Raw genomic sequence first — 24,720 nt, forward strand, 5'->3', positions numbered from 1 at the left:
AATGGACGAATGGACGAATGGACGAATGGACGAATGGACGAATGGACGAATGGACGAATGGACGAATCAGCGAATAGGCTCATAAAAACCATACCTATATATAAGGAATGCGGATACGCGGATAGGCAGATGGCAAATTCGCTTGGGAGGGCTGTGGGTGTAAAATGGCTCTTTTCGGTTATTTATTTATAAATGCAGATACGCGAATGAGCGGATAGGCGAATTCGCTTTAAAGTGCTGTGGGCTTAAAATTGCTGTCTCTGGTTATTTATTCATGAAAGCAGATACGCGAATAGGCAGATGGGCGAATTCGCTTGGGAGCTTGTGAATGCGGATACGCGGATGGGCGGATGGGCAAATTCGCTCGGGAGAGCTGTGGGTTTAAAATTGAGGTATATAAATTAAGAGCACTCGCGAATAAGCAACCCGAGGCGTCAGCCGAACAGGCGAAGCAATACGCAAATGGGTGAATCAACGAATTTAGCCCCATATAAGTACCAAATCATAAGTACCAAATCATAAGTACCAAATCATAAGTTGCCATCTTCAGTTTCTTCTGACTCTATTACATCATGCGGTTCCCGCTGTCCCAATATTCCTTTGATTCGATTTAATAAAAAAGCGACAATTAAAATAATAAGCCCCAACAACACGAAGGAAAATACTTTTCCACCTTCGCTCATAGACCATACATCTAAAACATAAAACTTCACAATCGTTAGCCCCAATAAAGCCAAACCAATTTGTCGTAAAAAAATATGCTGCAATTTGATACCGAGATATGTCAAAAAGAGAGCTAAAGCCCCCCAAACTATTGGATAAAACAATATATGACTAGCAATGAGCACAGCATTGTATTCCTTATTAGTCATTATTCCTTTCCATCCATTAATCAACAAAGTTGTATTATCGATATAATAACAAAGTAAAATCAACGAAAACACAGGCAACAACCAGCGGACAACTTTCGGAGCTTTTCCATAAGCTGGATTTTTATATAAAAACATCAACAAGGCAACCAAACCTGGAATCGCAAGAAAAAGTATAAAAAAATAAGACACCCCCAGCAACTGATACACAAATACTGCTATTCTAAATTCCGCCATCAATCCGCCCAATACCAAAATAGAAATTCCGAGAACCATCCAGTTAATCACAAAATTCAAAAGGCTTTTAGTTGATATCCAAAAAACAATAGCTGCATAAGTTATTATATAAACCAAATAAACCAGAGACTCAAAAGAATCAATTGTTTTACCGTCTTCTAAAAAATGCAATTCTTTACTTAACTCTAAAAGAGGCACAACAAACCCCAATATTCGCAATATATAAGTAAAGGAACGAGTCACAAAAGTCTGAATATTATTTCTTTTCAATAAGAATTGAGTCACATAAAAAGCTACAAACACTACTAAGCCCGTAATAAAAACCTTATTAAATATCAAGGTTGCATACTGTTCTTGATTTAGTACACTTATATCTATGACATAAGACAAGAGAGCTAGCATAGAAACAACTAGAAATCCGGTATAAAATATTTTAAATTTTGATTTAAAATACAACAAAAGCAGAACAACCATCTCTGCAGCCCAAAATAAAGTAATAAAATAACCGTTTAGCTGTATCGGTATAGCTAATGTAATTAGTGACACGACGATTCCCGATATGGCATAAATATAGAGTGAATTGATTTTTTGCTGCTTTCTGAGATAGACCAAAACCGCGGCATTAACTAAAGCAAAACACATTACAATTAGCCCCTTCCAATTTCCCCCAGCATAATCATCAAACAAATACAAAAACACAGCTGTAAACACCATATTATTTAAAATAATCAAAACGATATGCGATACAATGCGCTTCCCCTTGACCATATTGACCAGGGCTACCATATAAAACTGCATAAAAAACAAAATCGCAAATAAAGAGGCCCCAAAGTACTGATCTACAAAGCCATTTCCTATCCAAGTCATTTTAAAAATCACCGTTAAAACAAAAGTAATATATCCGATGATTACCCAATTTTTCTTATACGAGAGATACAACATTCCCGAATTTAAAATGAAGATGTAAGAGAACAATACGACATAATTACCAATACCAGTACTGACCATCAACGGCGCCATAAATCCACCCAACAATGAAAAAACAGCTAATTCCTTACGATTGTAAAAAAGAGATAAGGCTACAGAAAAAACCGTTATGAGTATGAGAATTAAAAAGGCAACGGTTTGATTGAATAATTCGTATTCCCTAAACGCTAGAGTAATTGTAATATAAAAAACAGCTATACCACCACCGACAAGTAGAGAGGAAAAAACACTTAAGCTCTTTCTCAATTTATGAGCAACTCCAATCATCAAGGCTCCTGTCAATACTCCAATCCCTACTCTTCCCACTTCGTTAATCCAATCTTGATCTATAGCGTATTTGACGAAAAAACCTATACCTAAAACAAAGGTAACAATCCCAATTTTAGTCAATAAATTATCCGACAAAAAACGCTCTAAGGCAGATTTTTTCCTCGGCATCTGTACTGTCCGAATAGGCCCACTTTGCACAGCCGAAGCAACAGGTCCTTCAGACTCCACTGTAGCTAACGACTCCAGCTCATCAGCAGTTGCTATTGTGGTTCTACCTATTATAGGTAATTGCCCGAGTTCTTTCTCCTCCAATTCAGAAATCGGAACCGCCTTAGTTATTACATCGGCCAAAGGATTTACGGTAATTATCGGTATTGGCGGATGCTGTATGGAGTCTTCTAACTGTTTTTCATCTAAAGGAATTAAATCTTTTGATATAATACTACCCTCCGCTTCCATAGCTGGCGCATTTACTAAGTGTTTTCTCAGTTTCTGAAGTTCCACTTCCACTGCGGTAAGCTTAAGAAATAAATCATCCATTTTTGAAGCAGTTGACAAAATTTTAAGCAAGCCTACTACAAACAAAACGATGATTGCTATAAAAACAATAATCATTAAAAATACAAATCCCTCCATAAATTACCCATAAAACAGATTAAGCTTTAATTGAACTAACACACCCAATTACTATCAAATATACAATATTCTTAAATAACACAGAATACAGTGTGAAAAAATACTAAAAAGCATAATTTTTAAAAAATTCCATTCATCAAACTTAGTCAAAAGCTTATAGCACAATACGAACCATAAACCACAACGTTCCGTTTCTTATTAATATTCTCACAAAGCGTAAAACAATAGTTTTTTTTTCCGTAAAACTTTAATATATTGAAAATATTTACTACTTTTAACTTATCAAGTTATTTAGTTCAAATAATATTAAAATGTATACAAAAAAATCAGGCCAAGACTAAAAAATAGTTGCTTAATGATATTGATTTTTTTATTATAATTAAATTGTGTGTTTTTATTTTTAAATGATACCTCTTTCGCAAATCGAAAGGGGTATTTTTTTTACTTATTTATATAAACAACTATTATTAAGGTACTTATTATTACGAGTAGCGTTCTTTTTACCCTATTTTATTACCTTAATCCGCAGTTTCCCTATTCCAACTGCTGTGAGGTGATTTAGCAATTTTTACTGCTAAAAATTTGCTCAAATTGTTTTAATAATGGTTAATTTTGCCGCTTTTAAAGCCGCATTATTTATCTCTTGCCTTCACATGAACCAGAATCCCCCTCAAGATACATTAACAGTACACCCTATTTATAATATACAATTTGGTTTAGTCTGCTTGAGCTCTCTATTATTTTCAGCGAGTTTTAATATGTTAATACCGGAATTGCCTTCATATTTAACTAGCTTAGGTGGAAGTGAATACAAGGGACTCATTATCGCACTTTTTACTTTAACAGCAGGTATTTCGAGACCTTTTAGTGGAAAACTGACCGATAAAGTAGGTAGAGTTCCCATTATGGCTATTGGTTCCATCGTTTGTTTCCTATGTGGTTTTTTATATCCTGTATTAACCACTGTTTCGGGTTTTCTTTTATTGCGTTTGATTCACGGATTTTCGACAGGTTTTAAACCTACAGCCACCGCGGCTTATGTAGCAGATATCGTTCCTAAAGAACGCTGGGGAGAAGCCTTAGGTATGCACGGAATATGTTTTAGTACCGGTATGGCTATTGGTCCCGCCTTAGGCAGTACAATTAAACTATATAGCTCTATGGATGTCTTATTTTATGCTTCTTCTGCTTTAGCCCTATTATCTATCGTTATTCTAATGAACATGAAAGAAACCCTAGTTGACAAAGAGCGATTCCAATGGTCTTTTTTAAAAATATCATGGGCAGATGTATTTGACAGGCAAGTATTTCCAGCTGCTTTAATCACTTTTTTGTCTTATATATCCTATGGAACTATTTTAACTTTAATACCCGACTGGAGTGATTATTTGGGACTCACCAATAAAGGTACTTTCTTTATGGTCTTTACTATATCTTCTTTACTAGTCCGCTTCGTAGCAGGAAAAGTTTCCGATCAATACGGTAGGGTAAAAGTGATTTATGCTGGGCTTGTATTGTTGTTAATTGCACTTATTATTATTGGTTTTTTTGAGTCCGTTGAAGGCATAATAAGCGGAGCCTTTGTATATGGAATCTCCCTAGGTGTTTTATCACCCGCTTTAAATGCCTGGACTATAGATTTCAGTAAACCAAACGAAAGAGGCAAAGCTATGGCCACGATGTATATTGCCTTAGAAGCGGCTATCGGTGGAGGAGCCTTATTTGCCGGTTGGTATTACCAAGACATCATCAGCCGAATTCCACTTATTATTTACAGCTCCGCCATAGTAATCGTATTAGCACTACTCTATTTGGTCTGGAGGGGATTACATTTGCGAAAAAAGTTATAAAAATGATTTAGACTGCCGTTTGTAACAGCCTAGATCATTTTTGATTTTGACGGCTATACCGCCGTTAAAAATTACATCTCGATAGGATTGATTTACGCTTATTGAAATCGTTTTATTTTACAATTTCTTGAAAATGGTTATTGCATTGTGACCGCCAAAACCGAAAGAATTGTTCATAGCGAATCTAACCTCCTTTTCCAAAGCTTTATCTAATATGATAGGAATACCAGCAGGTATTTTCTCATCCAACTGTTTGATATTTATGGTAGGAGGAACAACTCCTGTTTCAATCGCCTTTATACATAAAATTGACTCTACAGCTCCAGCTCCTCCAAGTAAGTGTCCTGTCATTGATTTGGTTGCGCTTATGGCTAATGATTCCGGATTGTCTCCAAAGACAGTACGTATGGCTTCCATCTCACACAAATCACCAACAGGTGTTGATGTAGCATGTGGATTTAAATAGTCGATATCCTCTGGTTTTAAACCGGCTTCTTTTAAGGCCAAGTTCATGGCATAAGCTGCTGCTTCCCCATTTTCTAGTGGAGAAGTCATGTGATAGGCATCTGTAGTCATCGAAGAACCCACAATTTCACAATAGATTTTAGCGCCACGACCAATAGCGTGTTCATACTCTTCCAAAATCAATGCACCACCACCTTCAGCAATTACAAATCCATTTCTGTCTGCATCATACGGCTTGGACGCTTCTTCTGCATTGTCATTTTGACTTGACATCGCTTTCATCGATGTAAATCCACCAATCGATGCTTCAGTAATAGGCGCTTCCGAGCCACCAGTAACCATAATTTTAGCTTTACCTAAACGAATATAATTTAAAGCATCCATTATCGCTGTATTTGCAGAAGCACATGCAGAAACGGTAGTAAAGCTCATTCCTCTATATCCGTACTTAATCGCAATCATACCTGGAGCCATATTCGCAATGAATTTGGGAATCAAAAACGGATTAAATCTCGGCTGATACTTATTTTCAACATAATCTTTAATTTCAACTTCTAAGGTTTCCATTCCCCCTTGCCCACTGCCCCAGATTACTCCAACATCATAAGGAGATAAGCTATTCATATCAAAACCGGAATCAGCTATAGCTTCCGCCGCAGCGTATAATGCATATTGCGTAAATAAATCACTGCGTTTGATTTCAATTCTATCCAAATGAATAGTTGGATCAAAATCTTTTACCTCACAGGCAAATCGCGTCTTAAATTTTGAAGCATCAAATCGGGTAATCGGTCCTACACCATTAATTCCAGAAACGGCATTTTTCCAAAAAGTCTCCACATCATTACCCAATGGAGAAACAACTCCCATGCCTGTTACAACAACTCTCTTCATATAGTTATGTTTTGTTTTTTCCTTATTTATAATATTATCCGGTATCTTTTGGCAAATCCAAGCTCGAACCGAAAATTCTTTCTATTAGTTATTTAACTTGTCTCTCGAACCTAATTTAATTTTTGAGAATTCCCGCCGTAATTGTATGGCAAATATCATCTTGTAACACCTTTTCTAATAGCAAAGAAGCCATTAGAGAGGACTGAATAAGATAGGCCTGCGACTTAGCAGAACCTTTAAAATTAAAAATATGGGCTTCCCTTCCTTTTTCCAAAAGCTGACTCAACCAGGCAATGATCGTGTTGCCCAGTACTGTTAATGCCTGCTGCATATCTATTGATAAGGTATCAAAAGAAGGCGCCAAAGCCCCCATCAAACAAACGCAATTTTCAGCCTTTGTACGATCCCAAATACCCATATATTGCTCCAGCTGCTCCGGAATTTCCAACCCACTCCAACTGGTGGATAAAACTTCGAATGTTTCAATTGTTTTTTTAATTACCGTCAACCCCAAATCAAACTTACTCGGAAAATGATAGTGCACAGCTGCATTTTTTAATCCCAATACTTTTGAAATATCCGCATAACTAAAAGCATTAAACCCTTTAGATCGAATTAACTGATCAGCCAAAACTACAATCTCATGCCTTGTATCTTTCATTTTTCAAATATATAAAAAATACTTATTAGTAAGTAAGTGTTTTTTCGTTAAAAAAAAGCAACAAAATGTTGCTTTTTTTTAACCTCTATCAAATTATAAATTGGGACTTCGATTTTTTTATATTCTTTCTTCAAACTAAACATCCAATTGCATGATGTAATCATCCATAATATACCCTGCTCCAATATCAAAACGCTCTACACCTATCTGCTTAAAACCATTTCGTTTATAAAAAGAAATCGCCTTTACATTATTTTTATTTACGGTTAAGTAAATACTTTTTCCATTAGCAGCTTTAGTATAATTGACAACTCTGTTTAAAAATTCCAATCCGAAACCACGACTTTGAACTTGAGGATTCAAATAAATTTTCGACAGAAAAACCCTAGCATCCGCTTGTAAAACATAATCGAGATATCCAATAATCCGCTGATCGACAACCGCCAATTCCCAAACATATCCATTGGCTATCTCTTCTTTGATTTTTTGTACGGAATACATCCGATTCAACATATAATCGATTTGTTCCGCTGTTATAATGTCTTTATACGTCACTTCCCAAATTGATTGCGCCAGCGGTTGTACTAAATCCACATTATCAGCAGTCACTTTAACAAAATCTATGTTTTCTATTTCCATTTTTTTATCTTAACAATTACTATATAAATAGTTTGGCTTTCAACTTATCTTTTACACTTAAAATCCACTCGTCTTTTAGGATACTCAAAACAACGGTATCTCTACGACGACCTGACGGTAAAAGCAGTTCGCTACGCAAAACACCCTCTTTTACACAACCTATGCTTTCCATTGCAGCAACACTGCGCAGATTTGTATTGTCTGCTCTAAACTCGACACGTTCCATATTCATATTTTCAAAAGCGTATTCCAAGAGTAAAAACTTACAATGCTTATTAATACCAGTAGCCTGAAAGGCGCTTCCATACCATGTAAAACCAAGTAACAAGCTTTTATTAATGATTTTCACATCATAATAGCGCGTACTTCCAACATACTTTTGAGTGGCTTTATCCCATATAATAAAAGGATAGGCTTGCTTAGATTGTTTTGATAACAGGGCTATATCTATATATTTTTTTAAACCCTCATAACCCGCAGCACCAATAGGTGAATGTTTCCATAGTTCGGGTTCATTCAACGAAAAAGGAAGGAGAAAATCAAAATCATTCGCTGCCAAAGGTCTCAACAGCACCCGTTCATCTTCTAATACAATCGCTTTATCAAAATCAAATACCGGAATATTGTGCATCATCCCCTGTTTAAATTAAGACAACAATATTACAATATTCAGGGCAATTCAGAAGAAAATCTGTGCTAAAATTAGTTTAAAAAACAAAAAAAACTTTAGAGAGTAAGGAGCACGTCATTGTTGCTAAATAGTTGGAGAAGCTTTAAAAACCAATAAAAAACCGATTTCAATATCTAATTGAAATCGGTTAAAAAAAGTTGTTGCAAATTTAGCTCTCAACAATCTGCATTTGCTTTTACAAATAGGTTTAAAGTATTGGGTGATAAAAAAGGGATATCCAAACCCAATCCTCTTATTATAAAAGCAACTCCAAAAAGCACTATTACGTACGGATAGTACCTTAAAATTTTTGAGCGAAACGATACGGAAAACAAATCCTTAACATAGATAACGGCACTCATTAATGGTATGGTACCCACACCAAAAAGCGCCATATATAATGTACCTAAACCGACGCTTTGAGTTGCTAAGGCGCCAAACAAAGCTACATATACCATTCCACAGGGTAAAAACCCGTTAAAAAAACCAATTAAATAAAGGGACCCTTTAGATTTGCTTTTAAATTGTTTACCCAAGGCACTTTTTAATTTGGAAACCAATCGATAAAACGGCATTAAAAAATTAAATTTTCCAAGCTTTTGTTGTGGTATCAACACATAGACAATCATCAACACCCCAACAATAATCGATACTTGTTGTTGCAAACCGGCCAAAAACAATCCTTTTCCGAAAATACCAAACACCAAACCCAAACTGGCATAAGCCGTGATTCGCCCTAAATGATAGGTGCATATTTGTAGAACCCTTTGAGCCGAATTATTTTTGGAAACCGGAAGCATTACCGCAATAGGACCGCACATCCCGATGCAATGCAAACTGCTTAATAACCCAAAAATAAGCGCTGAAATCAAAATATAATTATTTTAAATTTAAGTATTCTGCATATCGATACCCTTTACCATTATATACCCATTCTACCGTTATATTCCAGCGACCGTCTACCAGATCTTTGTTAGGTATGAGCAAATTTGAAGAAGATAATGAAATTGGGATTTCAAAATCTAATTTCTGGTTAGACGGTCTGTAAAGGAATATAGTACCTTTAATATCATTATAATCGAACTCGTCTGAAAATTGGATGTGTAATCCATCTTCAGCCGGAATTAATTGTACGGCATTTTTAACACCTTTAGAGTTTAGTTCTCTATCGTACTCCCCATCTACTTCAATTTCTTCTTGATAGTAATTCTCTGTTACTAACTCATTATCGTAATCCGGATTGATTTGTACTTTAATAACATATTGCAATATAAAAGCCATAAACAATACGATAGCGATAACGATTCCTGTTCCCCAATTAAATTTCATATCTAAATCTATTTATTTGTTGTTATGCTTCACTATATTCGGTCGCAAAACCGACAGAAATAAAGCTATTTTCAACAAGCTTAATTAAATGTACGCGGACCTAAGAAGTTGGTTGTCGTTGTCTCGATCAATTCCTCTCCGTCATAAACCTCTATCTTAACATTTGTCTTGTAACTTTTTAGAAAAGCAGGACTAATTTCGACGAACAAAGTTCCTTGTGCATACTCTCCTTTCTCAATACTGATTATAGGCTTGCCTACTAAGATTACTTCCCCTTTAGGATCTGCCAATTTAAAATGTATATTTTCAAAATCTTTGGCCGTTTTATTGACTATTTTAAAGGTATAAACATTACTAATACGCTCGCCTTTGTGTTCAAAGGTTTGTCCTGGTAATCTCAAAATAGTAGCTTCCACATCATTTCTTAAAAACAACAATCCACATAGAATACCAATCAAGATAACCAATACCGCCGTATAACCTTTCATTCTCGGCGTAAAAACAAACTTTTCTTTTTTAACAATTTCGTCTTCAGAAGCATAACGAATCAATCCTTTAGGTAAGTTTACACTTTCCATTATATGATCACATTCATCTATACAAGCTGTACAGTTAACGCATTCTAACTGAGTACCGTTTCGAATATCAATACCTGTTGGACAAACATTTACGCATTGTTTACAATCTATACAGTCACCAATTCCCGATTCTTGTCGATCCTGATCTTTTTTAAACTTGGCACGACCCAATTCTCTTTCACCGCGAACGTGATCATAGGCTACAATAATGGATTTGTTATCTAACAAAACTCCTTGCAATCGGCCATAAGGACAGGCAATAATACAAACCTGCTCTCTAAACCAAGCGAATACAAAGTAAAATACGGCTGTAAAAATCAATAACGCAATAAGCGTACTCATGTTATTTGTCGGACCTTCCTTAACCATGTCCAAAACAGCATCACTTCCGATTATATAAGACAAAAATACATTGGCAATTAGAAAAGAAATGATAAAATAAAGAAACCATTTGAACATTCTTTTTCTAATTTTTTCGCCGTCCCATTTTTGCTTTTTCAATCGAATTTGAGCACCACGATCTCCGTCTATCCAATAATCTATTCTTCTAAAAACCATCTCCATAAAAATGGTTTGCGGACAGATCCACCCACAAAAAATACGTCCAAATGCTACCGTAAAGAGCGTAACAAATACGACCCCGACTATCATTGATATGACCACGAGATAAAAATCTTGCGGCCAGAATGTAAAGCCGAAAATATTAAATTTACGATCAATTACATTTAACAGTACAAACTGATTTCCATTTACTTTAATAAAGGGAAAAGAAACCAATAGTACGAGCAATACATAGCTAACTATTTTTCTCTGATTGTAAAATTTTCCTGAAGGCTTTTTGGGAAATATCCAAACTCTTTTGCCCTCCTCACTGATTGTTCCAATGGAATCTCTAAAACTTTCATCAGGTAATTTTGACATAGCAATTCAAGATTTAAATCGGTATAAGCCGAAATGTTTTACATTTCAGCCTATACCGAATGATAATAATTTCAGTTAATTTACTGCATCAATATCTGTAACAGGTACTGAATCGGTGGCTACTTCAACTGCAGGCGTTTCAGCTGGAGTCGCTTCGGTTTTATCTACCCAAATTTCTCCTTCTGCGTCTTTAGCATCGGCAGGATTAGTTCCTTGCAATGTTAAAACATAACTGGCAATTTTAGCAATGTCCGATGGTTTGATACTGCCTTTCCAAGCTACCATTCCCTTACCGTCACGACCACCTTCCATAATTGTATTAAATACATTTTTAATACCACCACCTAAAATCCAGTGGTCATCAGTTAGATTAGGTCCGATACCTCCCCCTCCATCTGCACGGTGACACACCACACAATTGGTTTCAAAGAGTGCTTTTCCTGCCGCTAAATCAGCTGCATCGTCTAAGAAAACTACTTGATCAACAGTAAGCATATCTGGAGCCGTTTTCTTATATTCCTCAACAGCTAGTTGGGCAGCCAACATCTCTTTATCGAATTCTGCTGTTTGATTATCGCCATTAAACATATGGAATCGAGCCATATAGACCACAGCAAACACAATGGTAGCGTAGAATAAATAAACCCACCAAGGCGGTAATTCATTATCGAGCTCCTTGATTCCATCATAATCATGATCTAACAACAGCGTACCCTCTTCATCAATACCTTTGGTACGTGTTAATTTTTTCATCACTTTTTTATAGAATTCGGATTCCGTAAAAGGTCTATTCTCTAAACGCACTTTTTCGGCTCTCTCCTCTTCTGTCATCAATCTGTTCATCACCTTATCCGTAGCTGCGGCAACAATTTCCACAGCAATCAAAGCAAAAAGAAATAAAAACAAAAGCACTAATACGATCGGATATTCCATAAATGCAGGTTGTTCTCCCGAATCGATTCCGTATTCCAATGCCAAAAAGAACAAGGCAAAGAGCACGGGAACTCTCACGTATACTGGAAAATACTTTTTCATGGCTACTTATTTTTTGATAGATTATTTAATTCTAATTCTTCCTCAAAAGGAAGATGACTCATTTCCTTAATTTTCTCTTTCTTATAGGTATATACCCATACGGTTAATCCCGCAAAAAAGACAAAGAAAATAATCAAGGCGATAATCGGATAAATCTCAATCCCTGAAATCGTATCCATATTGTGTTTAATAAACTTTAACATAGTCGATTATTTTTCAGTTGTTTTCACTTTTATATCCGTACCAAGTCGTTGTAAATAAGCAATCATAGCCGTGATTTCACGTTCGCTCATCGGAACAAACTCTTCACCACGTAAGGCTGCTGTTTTTTTACTTTCTTCATAACTCTTCACAAAGTCAGGGTCATTTTCAAGGTTTTTCTCAATCTGCTCGGACTGTGCTTTCATATTAGCTCGAGCATTTACAATATCTTCTTCGGTATAAGGTACACCCAATTTAACCATCACTCTCATTTTGGTTTCAATATCCGAATGATCCATTTGCTTATTATCAAACATCCATTTATAAGCTGGCATGATAGAATTTGGTGATGTACTCTGTGGATCATACATATGGTTAAAATGCCAGTTGTCTGAATATTTACCACCTATACGCATTAAATCCGGTCCAGTTCTCTTAGATCCCCATAAAAATGGATGATCATAAACATATTCACCCGATTTAGAGTACTCGCCATAACGTTCTACCTCCGAACGGAACGGACGTATCATTTGTGAGTGACATCCCACACAACCCTCTCGGATATATAAATCACGTCCTTGAAGCTCTAAAGGAGAATAAGGCTTAACACTAGAAATTGTCGGTATATTGGATTTGACCACTATCGTAGGAACAATCTGCACAATCCCTCCAATCAAAATCACAACCGTAGCCAAAATCGTTAATTGAATTGGTTTTCTTTCTAACCAACTATGGAAACCTTCCGCACCAATTCTCTTTGGTGAAATTTTCGCTAAAGCTGGAGCCTCTGCAAGTTCATCAACGATAGTTTCTCCTTTACGTACTGTTTTATATACGTTATAAATCAATACTAACATTCCGATAATATATAAAGAACCTCCAATTGCTCTCATCCAATACATCGGTAAAATAGCAGTTACCGTTTCCAAAAAGTTACCGTATTTTAAAGTTCCATCAGGATTAAAATCTTTCCACATTAAGTGTTGATTAAATCCAGCTACATAAAGCGGAATTGTATATAGGATAATTCCCAATGTACCAATCCAGAAATGGAAATTTGCTAAAGTTTTAGAATATAATTCTGTTTTAGTCATTCTTGGAATCAACCAATAAACCATACCAAAAGTCATAAATCCATTCCAAGCAAGTGCACCTACGTGAACGTGCGCTACAATCCAGTCGGTAAAGTGAGCGATAGCATTTACGTTTTTCAAAGACAGCATCGGTCCTTCAAATGTAGCCATCCCATATCCGGTAATTGCCACAACAAAGAATTTTAAAACCGGGTCCACTCGTACTTTATCCCATGCTCCACGAAGTGTAAGCAAACCATTAATCATACCACCCCAAGATGGTGCAATCAACATTACAGAGAAAACAACTCCTAAATTTTGTGCCCATTCCGGTAAAGCAGAATATAATAAATGGTGAGGTCCTGCCCAGATATATAAGAAAATTAACGACCAAAAGTGAATAATCGATAACCTATAAGAATAAATAGGTCTGTTTGCAGCTTTAGGCAAATAGTAGTACATCAATCCCAAGAAAGGAGTAGTCAAGAAAAAAGCTACCGCATTATGTCCGTACCACCACTGAACAAGAGCATCTTGAACACCAGCATAAACAGAATAAGACTTCAACATATGCACTGGCCATTCTAAACTATTAAAAATGTGTAGTACCGCAACAGTAACGAATGTGGCCAAATAAAACCAGATTGCCACATATAAGTGACGCTCTCTTCTACGCATAATAGTCATGATCATATTGATACCAAAAATCACCCAAATAATAGCAATCATAATATCAATCGGCCATTCTAACTCGGCGTATTCCTTTGATGATGTAAATCCTAACGGCAAGGTAATTACCGCGCAGATAATAATAATTTGCCACCCCCAAAAGTGAATTTTACTCAGTACATCACTGAACATCCTCGCTTTTAGTAATCGCTGTAAAGAGTAATAGATACCGCCAAAAATAGCATTTCCGACGAACGCAAAAATCACCGCATTGGTATGCAATGGTCTTAATCTACCATAACTTAACCAAGGAATTCCATCGGTCAAGTTTGGGAACAAAAACATTACAGCCAAGAGCAATCCCACTAACATCCCTATTGCTCCAAAAAGAATTGAAGCATAAAGAAACTTCTTTACAATTTTGTTGTCATAGTAAAATTGTTGCACTTCCATAGTTGTTTATATTTGATTTTCATTAGTTTTTTTAGGAGTTTGCTCTTTTTTTTTGGATTTAATTTCATCGTCAAAGAGCATGCGAACGGAAGGAGTATAATCGTCATCAAACTGGCCATTTCTAACCGACTTGATAAACAAGTACAAGAAGACAGCAGCAACAAAAATGCTGATGCAAATCAATATATACATAACACCCATACCTTTATAATTTACATCAAAATTAACGTATCTGCTATAATAAAAACATGATAATTATCACTTTTACTACCTTATTTATTGCTTTTTAATTTTTTTGACGTGAATAATAATTACTCATTATTGTCACAAAACTGATCATCGAAGCCGTGCTAATAGGCATTAAAATTGCAGCAATTAAAGGCGATAGATGGTTGCTTACCGCAAACGACAAGCCGATAACATTATAGGTCAGTGCCAAAACATAACTCATCTTAATGGTTTTAATCCCTTTTTTTGAATATGTTAAGAAATACCCAATTTTATTAAACTGAGAAGCGTCCAAAATAGCATCGCTGGCAGGCGTAAAAACATTGACATTTTCCGCAATGGAAACCCCCACATTACTTTGAGCTAAAGCTCCCGCATCATTTAAACCATCGCCAATCATCATCACGTTGCGTCCGCGTTTTTGCAATTGTCCTATATAGTCGAGTTTCTCCTCTGGTTTTTGATTAAAAACCAAGACGGTTTCACGAGGTAAGACCGTATTTAAATACACAGCTTCTCCTTCATTATCTCCAGACAACACATGTAGTTGATATCCCTTTGCAGCTAATTCCGAAAACAATACCTCCAAACCTTGACGGTATTGATTTTCAAAAACAAACTTTCCTTTATTAACACCATCTACCTGAATATATACTCGAGTTTGTATCACTTTGTCGTCTTCGTCAACTTTCAGAAAATGAGCCGATCCAATTTTATAATGAATTCCATCAACCACTCCCATTAAACCGGAGCCGCTGATTTCTTCAAAATGAGCTACTACTTTTATAGTACCTTGAGGTAAAAAACTATATAACCTCCGACTCAATGGATGATTTGATGCCCTAATAATATTTTTAATAGCATGCTGCTCCTGTACACTTAAGGCTTCCCCCTCATAATTAATTTGCGAAGCGATCTGAGTGGTTAACGTACCAGTTTTATCAAAAACAACCGTGTCCACTTTTGCCAATTGCTCGACCACGGTAACATTTTTTAAATAAAATTTCTTACGTCCCATAATTCGAATCACATTACCCAAAGTGAATGGAGCAGTCAACGCCAAAGCGCAAGGACAAGCTACAATCAATATGGCTGTAAAAACGTTGAAAGCCGCATTTATATCAATAAACACCCAGTATGTAAATGCGATTAAAGACAATAGAATTAGGGCCGGAGTAAAATAATGACTAATTTGATCGGTAATTGTCTTGTATTTTAGATTGACTTTTTTCTGGAAAACATCGTTGCTCCACAGTTGAGTCAAATAACTTTGGGAAACAGAACTAACAACTTCTATTTCTACTAATTCACCGACTTGCTTACCTCCTGCAAAAAGTTTGTCTCCCGATTTTTTTTCAACCGGTACCGCTTCACCTGTTACAAAGCTATAATCTATAAATGCACGCTCCGAAATTAAAATTCCGTCGACAGGTAGTAATTCTTGATTGCGAATCAATAGACGATCACCGCGAACCACATCGTATATTTGAACTGACGTCTCCGATTTATCTGCATGAAGTTTTGTTACTGCAATGGGAAAATACGATTTGTAATCCCTTTCGAACGACAGAAAGTTATAAGTACGCTGCTGAAACAACTTACCCAAGAGCATAAAAAACACCAAAGCACACATGCTATCCAAAAAACCTTGCCCATGCCCTATTACGATATCAACTACGCTGCGAATAAACATGACAATAATTCCCAATGCCATGGGAATATCAATAGTGTACATTTTTGAGCGAATTCCCTTCCAGGCTGCGATATAATAACCCGAAGCAGAATAAAAAAAGACCGGTAAAGACAGTAATAAAATTAACCATCGAAAAAAGTCTCTATATTGGTTAATCCAATAATCGTCAATGTTAAAATATTCAGGAAACGACAACATCATCACATTTCCAAAGCTAAAGAATGCAATACCAATTTTATAAACTAAACTCCTATCGACTGATTGTTTTTTAGGGTCAAAATTTTCTAAACTGATATAGGGATTATAACCAATTTTCCCGAGCAGCAAAGCAATTTCCTTAAGACTAATTACGGATGAATCAAAGGTTACGGTAACTTTTTTGATTGGAAAATTAACCATAGAACGGTAAATTCCCGCATTGAGTTTTTGCAAGTTTTCCAAAATCCAAATACAAGAACTACAATGAATATGAGGAACATACAAGGTTACCACCGATGTTTTTTCGTCCTCAAAATCCAACAATTTACTTCGAATATCCGGATTGTCTAAGAAATCGTATTGGGTTGAAAACACCTCGGGTGTGGCCCCAGGAGAAACTTCAAATTCGTAATAACTACCCAAGTCATTTTCGTTAAAAATTTCATATACTGTTTTACATCCTTTACAACAAAACTCTTTCTCATCGAATACGACTCGATTAAACTTAGTTACCTCATTCCCACAATGATAACAACTTAACTTCCCCATTTTTGCTCTATTTTACCTGATACAAATTTCCTTTTATTAGCTAGAATATAATATGACATTTATCATAAAAATTTATTATATTTGTATAAGAGCAAACAATAATATTTAGTGTTATGGGGAAGTGTGAACAATGTATTGTAAGAGAATTTAGTTCTTTAAAAGCTTTAACAAGAGAAGAACTCTTAACAATCTCAGATTCAAAAAGTTCTGTTGAAGTAAAAAAAGGTGATATTCTTTTTAACGAGGGTGAAAACTTAAATGGCGTGTACTGTGTAAAAGAAGGCGTTTGTAAATTGACTAAACTCAACTCAAATGGAAAAGACACTATTTTAAAGTTGGTAACTAAAGGAGAGTTATTGGGACAACGCTCGATGATTAATGAAGAGGCTTCAAACTTAAGTGCAGTTGCCTTAGAAGACATGAAGGTGTGTTTTATTCCCAAGAATGATGTGATGAAGTATTTTTCAGAGAACAATAAGTTTTCTTTACTGATCACCAAAGACATCTGTAATCATTTAAAAGATGCCGATCAAGTATTGGTCAATCACACGCATAAAACAGTAAAAGAACGTTTGGCTATTGTATTATTAGGACTACATGAAATTGCAGGAACCGATTCGAACAGCGGTTCGCTCAATATTCAACTTTCTCGAGAAGATTTAGCTAATATGGTGGGTACAGCGACAGAAAGTTGTATCCGTTTATTATCGGAATTTAAGAAAGACGGTTTTATAGAGCTATCTGGTAAAAAAATTGTCATTAAGCGATTTGATCAATTAAAAAATTTAGCAGAGTAAGCAAAGTCCTTTTTTCTTTTGAATTTCATCCTAAAAAGCGAAGCAGTTTATCTTTTAAATGATAAAAAAATGTATTTTCGCAGTATGATGAATAAAAATGATATAGAAGAAGTAAAATCATTAATTGCTTCGCCAAAAAAAATAAGCATAATCCCACACCGCAATCCAGATGGTGACGCAATGGGATCAACGTTAGGCTTGTACCATGTTTTAAAGCAGTTAGATCACGATGTAACCGTTATCTCCCCTAATGCTTTTCCTGACTTCTTAGCCTGGATGCCGGAATCAAATCAGGTTCTAGTGTTTGAGGAGAACAGAAAAAAAGCAACCGAAATCCTACAGCAATCCGATGTGGTTTTTACCTTAGATTTTAATGTGTTGTCTCGAACTGGAGACCAGATGACTTCAGTTTTAGAAGGACTAAACACCACTTATATCATGATTGACCACCACCAAATGCCGGCCAATTATGCTAAATATACTTTTTCTGATACTACTTATGGGTCCACATGTGAATTGCTGTATATCCTTTTACAAGAGCTTGGACTAAACTCCTTAATCAATAAAGAGGTTGCCAATTGTATCTACACCGGTATAGTGACCGATTCTGGTTCGTTTCGATTTCCTAAAACCACAGCACAAACACACCAAGTAGTAGCTGCATTAATCGAAAAAGGAGTTGACAATCCAGAAATCCACAATGCCCTTTTTAACAACAGCAGTTATAACCGTTTACAGCTTTTGGGAAGAGCGCTACAAAATATGGTTATACTTCCCGAATACAGAACCTCCTATCTTTATCTAACCGAAGCAGAACTCAACCAATTTCAACACCGTAAAGGCGACACCGAAGGTTTTGTCAATTACGGACTTTCCATAGATGGCATTGATTTTACTGCTTTTTTTACAGAAAATAAAGAAGAGGGAATTATTAAAATTTCTTTCCGCTCTCAGGGAGATGTTGATGTGAATGAATTTGCACGAACGTATTTCGAGGGAGGTGGACATATCAACGCCGCTGGAGGTAAATCGACCTTACCCTTAGAGGCAACACTTGAGAGATTTAAAAGTATTATAGCCACTTCAAAACCCTAATTTATGAAAAACCCTATTTTATGGAGTTTAATCCTAAGTTTAGCTTTGCTCAGCAGTTGCAAAAAAACGGAAGCACGGAAACCACTCGCTAAAAGTACCGAATCAGCGACCAAATCATCCGTAGAACGAAATAAAGAACAGAATAAGGCCGAAGAATTACTCGTAAAGGATTTTATGGCTAAAGACAGTTTAAAACAATATATTTCTTCAAATCAAGGTTTTTGGTATATTTACGAACATCAAAATGTTCGGGACTCAGTTCGTCCCATAAAAGGAAATTTAGTAGAATATGAGTATGAAGTAACCGATTTAGACGGAAACATCTTGTACAGCAAAGCCAATATAGGTGTAAAAAGTTATTTAGTCGATCAAGAAGATCTTTTAATCGGTTTACGACAAGGACTCAAATTAATGAAAAAGGACGAAGTGGTAAGCTTTGTTTTTCCGTCTCACTTAGCTTACGGCTATAGTGGTGATCAAGATAAAATAGGAATCAACCAACCGCTTGTATACCGGGTTCGCCTGATTGCTATACAAAATGAAAAATAAAAACTATAAAATGAAAAAAATGACAAGTTTATTTCTTAGCTTAATTGCTGTTGTTTCAGCCTGTAGCTCCCCAAAGGAGCAATACGGAGACGGTTTATATGCCGACATCCAAACTAGTAAAGGCCAAATCGTGATTCAATTAGAATTCGAAAAAGCACCTATGACGGTTGCAAACTTTGTTTCACTCGCAGAAGGCACCAATCCTTATGTCGATAAAAAATACAAAGGAAAACCTTATTATGACGGATTAACTTTCCATAGAGTTGTCAATAACTTTATGATTCAAGGAGGTGATCCCAATGGAGATGGACAAGGCGGTCCGGGTTATATTTTTAAAGACGAATTAGTGGAAGGTCTTGTGCACGATAAAGCGGGAATCTTATCTATGGCCAACAGCGGTCCTAGTACCAACGGAAGTCAATTCTTCATCACTCATAGAGCAACACCACATCTAAATGGAGTGCATACCGTTTTCGGACATACCGTTAAAGGTTTGGACGTCATAAATGCAATTCAACAAGGTGATAAAATCGAAAAAATAACCATTATCCGCGAAGGACAAGCGGCTAAAAATTTTAATGGAGCTAAAGAATTCAAAAAATATTTTGAAGAAGAAGCGAAAGCCCAACAAGACAAAAAAGACAGTCAAGCTAAAGCACAGGCAAAATATGCTGCTCTATTTAACGATCTTAAAACCAAAACTAGCAAAACCGATTCGGGGCTAACTTACGTGATTACTAAAAAAGGAAACGGAAAAAAACCCGTACACGGGCAAGACGTATTTGTTCACTACGCTGGATTTTTCGAAGATGGAAAATTATTTGACACCAGTAGAGAAGATCTTTCTAAAGAATTTGACATTTTTAATCCGAGAAGAGCTGCTGCCAAGCAATACATTCCAATTCCTTTTAAATTAGGAAACAAACAAGGTTTAATCCCTGGTTTCATCGAAGGCATAGAACAGATGAGTTACGGAGATACAGCCATCATCTTTATTCCCCCACATTTGGGATACGGAGAAAGCGGAATGGGAATGATTCCTCCAAATACCAATTTGGTTTTTGAATTACAACTTTTAGAATCTCAAAAATAATGTTTAAAAAGCGCTTTTAAAGCGCTTTTTTTTATACCTTAAAATATGGCTTTAGACTTTCTACCAGCTCATTTCCCCAATACCTATGATTGCAATGAGTCCTCAAAACAAAACCACTACGATAATAACATTTGCATATCTACCACGAACAGCGCCAATACGAGCACTTGTTTCACACTTAGTGACACATCCTTAAAACTCTATATGATTCCAAATAAACCAGCCTAACATCGCTCTAAAAGCAAAAAGGGATTGTCTTTACAGACAATCCCTTTTCTTATAGTAACTCAATGATTTTACTCTTCAACAAGTACCCATTCTCCAGAACTTAATAAAGCTTCTGCTTTTTTATACTTCATGGTTTCCACTTCACCAGTCATCACTTTTCTAAGCGTAACGGTATCATTTCTATTGATTTTCGGAGCATCTCTTACAATGGTTTCTTGAACCGGTTGTTGGTGTTGTACTGTTTCACCAGCTTGATTTTGACGTACTTTTTCAACAGTCTCTTCAATGTTCAACACTTCTTCTTTGGAAACCTTATAATTTTCTGCTTTTTTAATCTCTTTTGGAGCTTCTTGTACGGGTGGATTTTGCACCGGTAAATCGCCCTTCATCAAAAATGAAATCGCCTCTTGATTAATATCACCTAGGGTTTTCTTAAACAGATTAAACGCTTCAAATTTATAGATAAGCAACGGGTCTTTTTGTTCGTGAACCGCCAATTGAACAGACTGTTTTAGTTCGTCCATTTTTCTCAAATGTTTTTTCCAAGCCTCATCAACAATAGACAAGGTAATATTCTTTTCAAAATCATTTAACAAACTCATCCCTTCTGAGTTGTAAGCTTTTTCTAAATCTGTTACCACATTTAGATTTTTGATTCCATCTGTAAAAGGAACTACGATACGCTCAAATTGCCCTTTATTATTCTCGTAAACATTTTTAATTACTTTGAAAGCTTCCGCTGCGCTTCGCACCGACTTTTCTCCATAATTTTTAAATACGAAATCGTATAATTTATCCGTCAATTCCGCTTCGGACATCTTTCTAAATTCATCCTCTGTAAAAGGAGAACCGGCTCCAAAATAACGAATCAATTCAAATTCAAAATTTTTATAGTCACCTGCACCTTTACTTTCAACAACTACATTTTCACAAAAGTCATACATCATGTTGGCGATATCTACTTTCAAACGTTCGCCGAATAAAGCATGTCTTCTTCTCTTATATACAACCTCTCTTTGCGCATTCATAACGTCATCATATTCCAATAAACGTTTACGAATACCAAAGTTGTTTTCTTCTACTTTTTTCTGCGCTCTTTCAATAGACTTGGTCATCATCGAGTGTTGAATTACTTCTCCCTCTTTCAATCCCATTCTGTCCATCACTTTAGCAACGCGTTCCGATCCAAATAAACGCATCAAGTTATCTTCTAAAGACACATAAAACTGTGAGCTTCCCGGATCTCCTTGACGTCCAGCACGACCTCTTAACTGACGGTCAACACGACGTGAATCATGACGTTCAGTACCAATGATTGCCAAACCACCTGCTTCTTTAACTTCTTTCGAAAGCTTGATATCCGTTCCACGTCCAGCCATATTCGTAGCAATAGTTACGACTCCAGCTTTTCCTGCTTCTTCTACAATCTGCGCTTCCTGTTTGTGCATTTTCGCATTCAAAACATTATGCGTAATTCCGCGCATTTTTAAAGAACGACTCAACAATTCCGAAATTTCCACGGAAGTCGTACCGATCAATACAGGTCTTCCCGCTTCTGATAGCGCAACAACATCATCAATCACCGCTTTAAATTTTTCACGTACAGTACGGTAAATTAAATCTTCTTTATCGACACGTGAAATACCACGGTTGGTAGGAATCTCGATAACATCTAATTTATAAATCTGTAAAAACTCTCCTGCTTCCGTCGTTGCCGTACCGGTCATACCAGAAAGTTTTTTGTACATTCTAAAGTAATTTTGCAAAGTTACTGTAGCAAAAGTTTGGGTAGCTGCTTCAATCTTTACGTTTTCTTTTGCTTCAATCGCTTGATGCAACCCGTCTGAATAGCGACGGCCATCCATAATACGACCAGTTTGCTCGTCAACAATTAAAATTTTGTTTTCGATAACTACATATTCGGTGTCCTTTTCAAAAAGAGTATAGGCTTTTAACAATTGACTCAAGGTGTGAATACGTTCGCTTTTTACTCCAAAATCTTGAAATAAACGCTCTTTGTGTTCCGCCTCATCGTCTTTACTCAAGTTCATTTTTTCGATACGAGTCATTTCCATTCCGATATCCGGTAATACGAAAAAGGTTTCGTCGGTATCTTGAGAAAGGAATTTAATTCCCATATCTGTTAACTCTACTTGGTTGTTTTTTTCTTCGATAACAAAATACAAGGCTTCATCCACTTTATGCATGTCGCGATTGTTATCTGCCATATATTGATTTTCTGTTTTTTGAAGAATTTGTTTTACCCCTTCTTCACTCAAAAACTTAATCAATGCCTTATTTCTAGGTAAACTACGGTAAGCTCTCAACAATTGAAATCCTCCGTCTTTTGTATTTCCTTCTCTAATAAGTTTTTTAGCTTCTGTCAAAAACCCATTAGCCAATTTGCGTTGTAATTCAACTAGATTGTGGATTTTTGGTTTTAATTCATTGAACTCATGACGATCTCCTTCTGGTACCGGACCTGAGATAATCAACGGAGTTCTTGCATCATCAATCAATACCGAATCGACCTCATCGACTATAGCATAATTGTGTTTTCTCTGAACTAATTCTTCTGGCGTATGAGCCATATTATCCCTCAAATAATCAAAACCAAATTCGTTATTTGTTCCATAAGTAATATCTGCCATATAAGCTTTACGCCTTCCAGCAGAGTTGGGTTGGTGCAAGTCGATACAATCTACTGACATCCCGTGAAACTCAAACAATGGTGCTTTCCATGCACTATCACGTTTCGCCAAATAATCGTTGACCGTAACTAAATGCACGCCATTTCCGGTTAAAGCATTTAAATAAAGTGGCAAAGTAGCTACCAAGGTTTTACCCTCCCCTGTTTGCATCTCTGCAATTTTACCTTGATGTAATACAACTCCACCTATCAACTGAACGTCGTAGTGAATCATATCCCAAGTTACTTCTTTACCTGCTGCAGACCATGTATTTGCCCAATAAGCCTTATCCCCATCAATGGTGATATACGGTTTTTCTGAAGCAAATTCTTTATCTTTTTCAGTCACAGTAACCTCAACAGTTTCATTTTCCTTAAAACGTCTTGCTGTTTCTTTCACCACAGCAAATGCTTCTGGCAAAATTTCCATCAAGGTTTTTTCCGTCAAGGTGTATGCTTCTTTTTCTAAGGCATCAATAGAAGAATAAATCGTTTCTCTTTTATCAATGTCATTTGTTTTTTCAATTTCCTCTTTATAAGAAGCAATCTTAGCGTCTTTATCTGCTTTAGATTGTTGAATTCTTTCTTTAAAGTAGAACGTTTTCGCACGAAGTTCGTCGTTTGACAAACCCGAAAGCGAACCTTCGTAAGATCTAATCTTGTCAATCAAAGGCTGAATTTCTTTGATATCTCTTTGCGATTTATCACCGACAAAAGCCTTTAATATGGTGTTTATGAGATTCATAAATTATGTGTTAATTATATTATATTTTTTGTAAACAAATTTAAATAAAAAAAAAGCCTCAGCTGAGACTTTTTCTATTATTATTTAGTATTCATCCTCGTTCCAAAGATAATCTTCGTCGGTAGGATAATCCGGCCATATCTCTTCCATTGACTCATAGATTTCTCCTTCGTCTTCGATGGATTGAAGGTTTTCAACCACCTCTAGTGGAGCCCCTGTTCTAATTGCATAATCAATAAGTTCATCCTTCGTGGCTGGCCACGGAGCATCGCTTAAATAGGATGCTAATTCTAAAGTCCAATACATCTTATATCGATTTAAGTTTTTTGCAAAAATAATTTTATTACTGAAATAATCAAGTCTTTTTTGTTTTTTTTATGATAAAGTTAAGAACATTTATTATTTCACCTTAGAAAAGC

General features: G+C 36.0%; 21 protein-coding genes. 6 read left to right on the plus strand and 15 right to left on the minus strand.

Annotated features, from left to right (window positions below; all coding sequences use genetic code 11):
- Window positions 1-192 (plus strand): hypothetical protein (locus tag KO524_RS09840; RefSeq protein ID WP_219293497.1); only part of this gene is annotated, 192 nt, incomplete at its 5' end.
- A 338-nt stretch (window positions 193-530) separates the two neighbouring features.
- Here KO524_RS09840 and KO524_RS09845 read toward each other — a convergent pair.
- Window positions 531-2,999, minus strand: coding sequence for a DUF2339 domain-containing protein (locus tag KO524_RS09845; RefSeq protein ID WP_219293499.1), 2,469 nt, complete (start codon window positions 2,997-2,999; stop codon window positions 531-533).
- A gap of 653 nt (window positions 3,000-3,652) precedes the next feature.
- Here KO524_RS09845 and KO524_RS09850 point away from each other — a divergent pair.
- Entirely contained in the window at window positions 3,653-4,849 is a 1,197-nt protein-coding gene (locus KO524_RS09850) for an MFS transporter (protein WP_219293722.1), read from the plus strand.
- Window positions 4,850-4,966: 117 nt separating this feature from the next.
- Here the strand turns inward: KO524_RS09850 and fabF are convergent, their stop codons facing one another.
- The 12 genes from fabF to KO524_RS09910 all read right to left on the minus strand — a co-directional run bounded on the left by fabF (window position 4,967) and on the right by KO524_RS09910 (window position 17,105).
- The gene (gene fabF / locus KO524_RS09855; RefSeq protein WP_219293501.1) at window positions 4,967-6,208 is read right to left on the minus strand and encodes a beta-ketoacyl-ACP synthase II; all 1,242 of its coding nucleotides are present in this window, start codon (window positions 6,206-6,208) and stop codon (window positions 4,967-4,969) included.
- A 115-nt stretch (window positions 6,209-6,323) separates the two neighbouring features.
- Complete coding sequence (locus tag KO524_RS09860; protein ID WP_219293502.1) at window positions 6,324-6,869, minus strand: TetR/AcrR family transcriptional regulator; 546 nt, start codon at window positions 6,867-6,869, stop codon at window positions 6,324-6,326.
- Window positions 6,870-7,004: 135 nt separating this feature from the next.
- Entirely contained in the window at window positions 7,005-7,508 is a 504-nt protein-coding gene (locus tag KO524_RS09865) for a GNAT family N-acetyltransferase (RefSeq protein WP_219293504.1), read from the minus strand.
- 19 nt (window positions 7,509-7,527) lie between these two features.
- Complete coding sequence (locus KO524_RS09870; RefSeq protein WP_370629728.1) at window positions 7,528-8,142, minus strand: GNAT family N-acetyltransferase; 615 nt, start codon at window positions 8,140-8,142, stop codon at window positions 7,528-7,530.
- A gap of 212 nt (window positions 8,143-8,354) precedes the next feature.
- Window positions 8,355-9,050 carry a sulfite exporter TauE/SafE family protein gene (locus KO524_RS09875; RefSeq protein WP_219293506.1) on the minus strand — a complete coding sequence of 232 codons (696 nt, stop codon included), beginning with the start codon at window positions 9,048-9,050 and terminating at the stop codon, window positions 8,355-8,357.
- Between the two features lie 7 nt (window positions 9,051-9,057).
- Complete coding sequence (locus KO524_RS09880; protein WP_219293508.1) at window positions 9,058-9,507, minus strand: FixH family protein; 450 nt, start codon at window positions 9,505-9,507, stop codon at window positions 9,058-9,060.
- 80 nt (window positions 9,508-9,587) lie between these two features.
- Complete coding sequence (gene ccoG / locus KO524_RS09885) at window positions 9,588-11,006, minus strand: cytochrome c oxidase accessory protein CcoG (RefSeq protein WP_219293510.1); 1,419 nt, start codon at window positions 11,004-11,006, stop codon at window positions 9,588-9,590.
- A gap of 75 nt (window positions 11,007-11,081) precedes the next feature.
- Window positions 11,082-12,041 carry a cbb3-type cytochrome c oxidase N-terminal domain-containing protein gene (locus KO524_RS09890; protein WP_219293512.1) on the minus strand — a complete coding sequence of 320 codons (960 nt, stop codon included), beginning with the start codon at window positions 12,039-12,041 and terminating at the stop codon, window positions 11,082-11,084.
- Between the two features lie 2 nt (window positions 12,042-12,043).
- Entirely contained in the window at window positions 12,044-12,244 is a 201-nt protein-coding gene (locus KO524_RS09895; RefSeq protein WP_219293514.1) for a CcoQ/FixQ family Cbb3-type cytochrome c oxidase assembly chaperone, read from the minus strand.
- 6 nt (window positions 12,245-12,250) lie between these two features.
- Window positions 12,251-14,437 carry a cytochrome-c oxidase, cbb3-type subunit I gene (gene ccoN / locus KO524_RS09900; RefSeq protein WP_219293516.1) on the minus strand — a complete coding sequence of 729 codons (2,187 nt, stop codon included), beginning with the start codon at window positions 14,435-14,437 and terminating at the stop codon, window positions 12,251-12,253.
- Window positions 14,438-14,443: 6 nt separating this feature from the next.
- Window positions 14,444-14,638, minus strand: coding sequence for a cbb3-type cytochrome oxidase assembly protein CcoS (gene ccoS / locus KO524_RS09905; protein WP_219293518.1), 195 nt, complete (start codon window positions 14,636-14,638; stop codon window positions 14,444-14,446).
- An 85-nt stretch (window positions 14,639-14,723) separates the two neighbouring features.
- Window positions 14,724-17,105, minus strand: coding sequence for a heavy metal translocating P-type ATPase metal-binding domain-containing protein (locus KO524_RS09910; protein ID WP_219293520.1), 2,382 nt, complete (start codon window positions 17,103-17,105; stop codon window positions 14,724-14,726).
- 113 nt (window positions 17,106-17,218) lie between these two features.
- Here KO524_RS09910 and KO524_RS09915 point away from each other — a divergent pair, with 113 nt between their 5' ends.
- The 4 genes from KO524_RS09915 to KO524_RS09930 all read left to right on the plus strand — a co-directional run bounded on the left by KO524_RS09915 (window position 17,219) and on the right by KO524_RS09930 (window position 20,639).
- On the plus strand, window positions 17,219-17,902 hold the full coding sequence (locus KO524_RS09915; RefSeq protein ID WP_219293522.1) for a Crp/Fnr family transcriptional regulator: 684 nt from the start codon (window positions 17,219-17,221) through the stop codon (window positions 17,900-17,902).
- A gap of 84 nt (window positions 17,903-17,986) precedes the next feature.
- The gene (locus KO524_RS09920; protein ID WP_219293524.1) at window positions 17,987-18,997 is read left to right on the plus strand and encodes a bifunctional oligoribonuclease/PAP phosphatase NrnA; all 1,011 of its coding nucleotides are present in this window, start codon (window positions 17,987-17,989) and stop codon (window positions 18,995-18,997) included.
- 3 nt (window positions 18,998-19,000) lie between these two features.
- Complete coding sequence (gldI, locus tag KO524_RS09925; protein ID WP_219293526.1) at window positions 19,001-19,546, plus strand: gliding motility-associated peptidyl-prolyl isomerase GldI; 546 nt, start codon at window positions 19,001-19,003, stop codon at window positions 19,544-19,546.
- Between the two features lie 10 nt (window positions 19,547-19,556).
- On the plus strand, window positions 19,557-20,639 hold the full coding sequence (locus KO524_RS09930; RefSeq protein WP_219293528.1) for a peptidylprolyl isomerase: 1,083 nt from the start codon (window positions 19,557-19,559) through the stop codon (window positions 20,637-20,639).
- Window positions 20,640-20,935: 296 nt separating this feature from the next.
- Here KO524_RS09930 and secA read toward each other — a convergent pair whose 3' ends face one another.
- On the minus strand, window positions 20,936-24,301 hold the full coding sequence (secA, locus tag KO524_RS09935) for a preprotein translocase subunit SecA (RefSeq protein WP_219293530.1): 3,366 nt from the start codon (window positions 24,299-24,301) through the stop codon (window positions 20,936-20,938).
- Window positions 24,302-24,385: 84 nt separating this feature from the next.
- On the minus strand, window positions 24,386-24,607 hold the full coding sequence (locus KO524_RS09940) for a DUF2795 domain-containing protein (protein WP_002986941.1): 222 nt from the start codon (window positions 24,605-24,607) through the stop codon (window positions 24,386-24,388).
- Between the last annotated feature and the right edge of the window lie 113 nt (window positions 24,608-24,720).

It is taken from the genome of Flavobacterium sp. NKUCC04_CG, assembly GCF_019345525.1.
Lineage (GTDB): Bacteria > Bacteroidota > Bacteroidia > Flavobacteriales > Flavobacteriaceae > Flavobacterium.

Bases quoted from the DNA above. Each gene is read 5' to 3' on its own strand.
- KO524_RS09845 (WP_219293499.1), bottom strand. From the start codon at position 2,999: ATGGAGGGATTTGTATTTTTAATGATTATTGTTTTTATAGCAATCATC.
- KO524_RS09850 (WP_219293722.1), top strand. From the start codon at position 3,653: ATGAACCAGAATCCCCCTCAAGATACATTAACAGTACACCCTATTTAT.
- fabF (WP_219293501.1), bottom strand. From the start codon at position 6,208: ATGAAGAGAGTTGTTGTAACAGGCATGGGAGTTGTTTCTCCATTGGGT.
- KO524_RS09860 (WP_219293502.1), bottom strand. From the start codon at position 6,869: ATGAAAGATACAAGGCATGAGATTGTAGTTTTGGCTGATCAGTTAATT.
- KO524_RS09865 (WP_219293504.1), bottom strand. From the start codon at position 7,508: ATGGAAATAGAAAACATAGATTTTGTTAAAGTGACTGCTGATAATGTG.
- KO524_RS09870 (WP_370629728.1), bottom strand. From the start codon at position 8,142: ATGATGCACAATATTCCGGTATTTGATTTTGATAAAGCGATTGTATTA.
- KO524_RS09880 (WP_219293508.1), bottom strand. From the start codon at position 9,507: ATGAAATTTAATTGGGGAACAGGAATCGTTATCGCTATCGTATTGTTT.
- ccoG (WP_219293510.1), bottom strand. From the start codon at position 11,006: ATGTCAAAATTACCTGATGAAAGTTTTAGAGATTCCATTGGAACAATC.
- KO524_RS09890 (WP_219293512.1), bottom strand. From the start codon at position 12,041: ATGAAAAAGTATTTTCCAGTATACGTGAGAGTTCCCGTGCTCTTTGCC.
- KO524_RS09895 (WP_219293514.1), bottom strand. From the start codon at position 12,244: ATGTTAAAGTTTATTAAACACAATATGGATACGATTTCAGGGATTGAG.
- ccoN (WP_219293516.1), bottom strand. From the start codon at position 14,437: ATGGAAGTGCAACAATTTTACTATGACAACAAAATTGTAAAGAAGTTT.
- ccoS (WP_219293518.1), bottom strand. From the start codon at position 14,638: ATGGGTGTTATGTATATATTGATTTGCATCAGCATTTTTGTTGCTGCT.
- KO524_RS09910 (WP_219293520.1), bottom strand. From the start codon at position 17,105: ATGGGGAAGTTAAGTTGTTATCATTGTGGGAATGAGGTAACTAAGTTT.
- KO524_RS09915 (WP_219293522.1), top strand. From the start codon at position 17,219: ATGGGGAAGTGTGAACAATGTATTGTAAGAGAATTTAGTTCTTTAAAA.
- KO524_RS09920 (WP_219293524.1), top strand. From the start codon at position 17,987: ATGATGAATAAAAATGATATAGAAGAAGTAAAATCATTAATTGCTTCG.
- gldI (WP_219293526.1), top strand. From the start codon at position 19,001: ATGAAAAACCCTATTTTATGGAGTTTAATCCTAAGTTTAGCTTTGCTC.
- KO524_RS09930 (WP_219293528.1), top strand. From the start codon at position 19,557: ATGAAAAAAATGACAAGTTTATTTCTTAGCTTAATTGCTGTTGTTTCA.
- secA (WP_219293530.1), bottom strand. From the start codon at position 24,301: ATGAATCTCATAAACACCATATTAAAGGCTTTTGTCGGTGATAAATCG.
- KO524_RS09940 (WP_002986941.1), bottom strand. From the start codon at position 24,607: ATGTATTGGACTTTAGAATTAGCATCCTATTTAAGCGATGCTCCGTGG.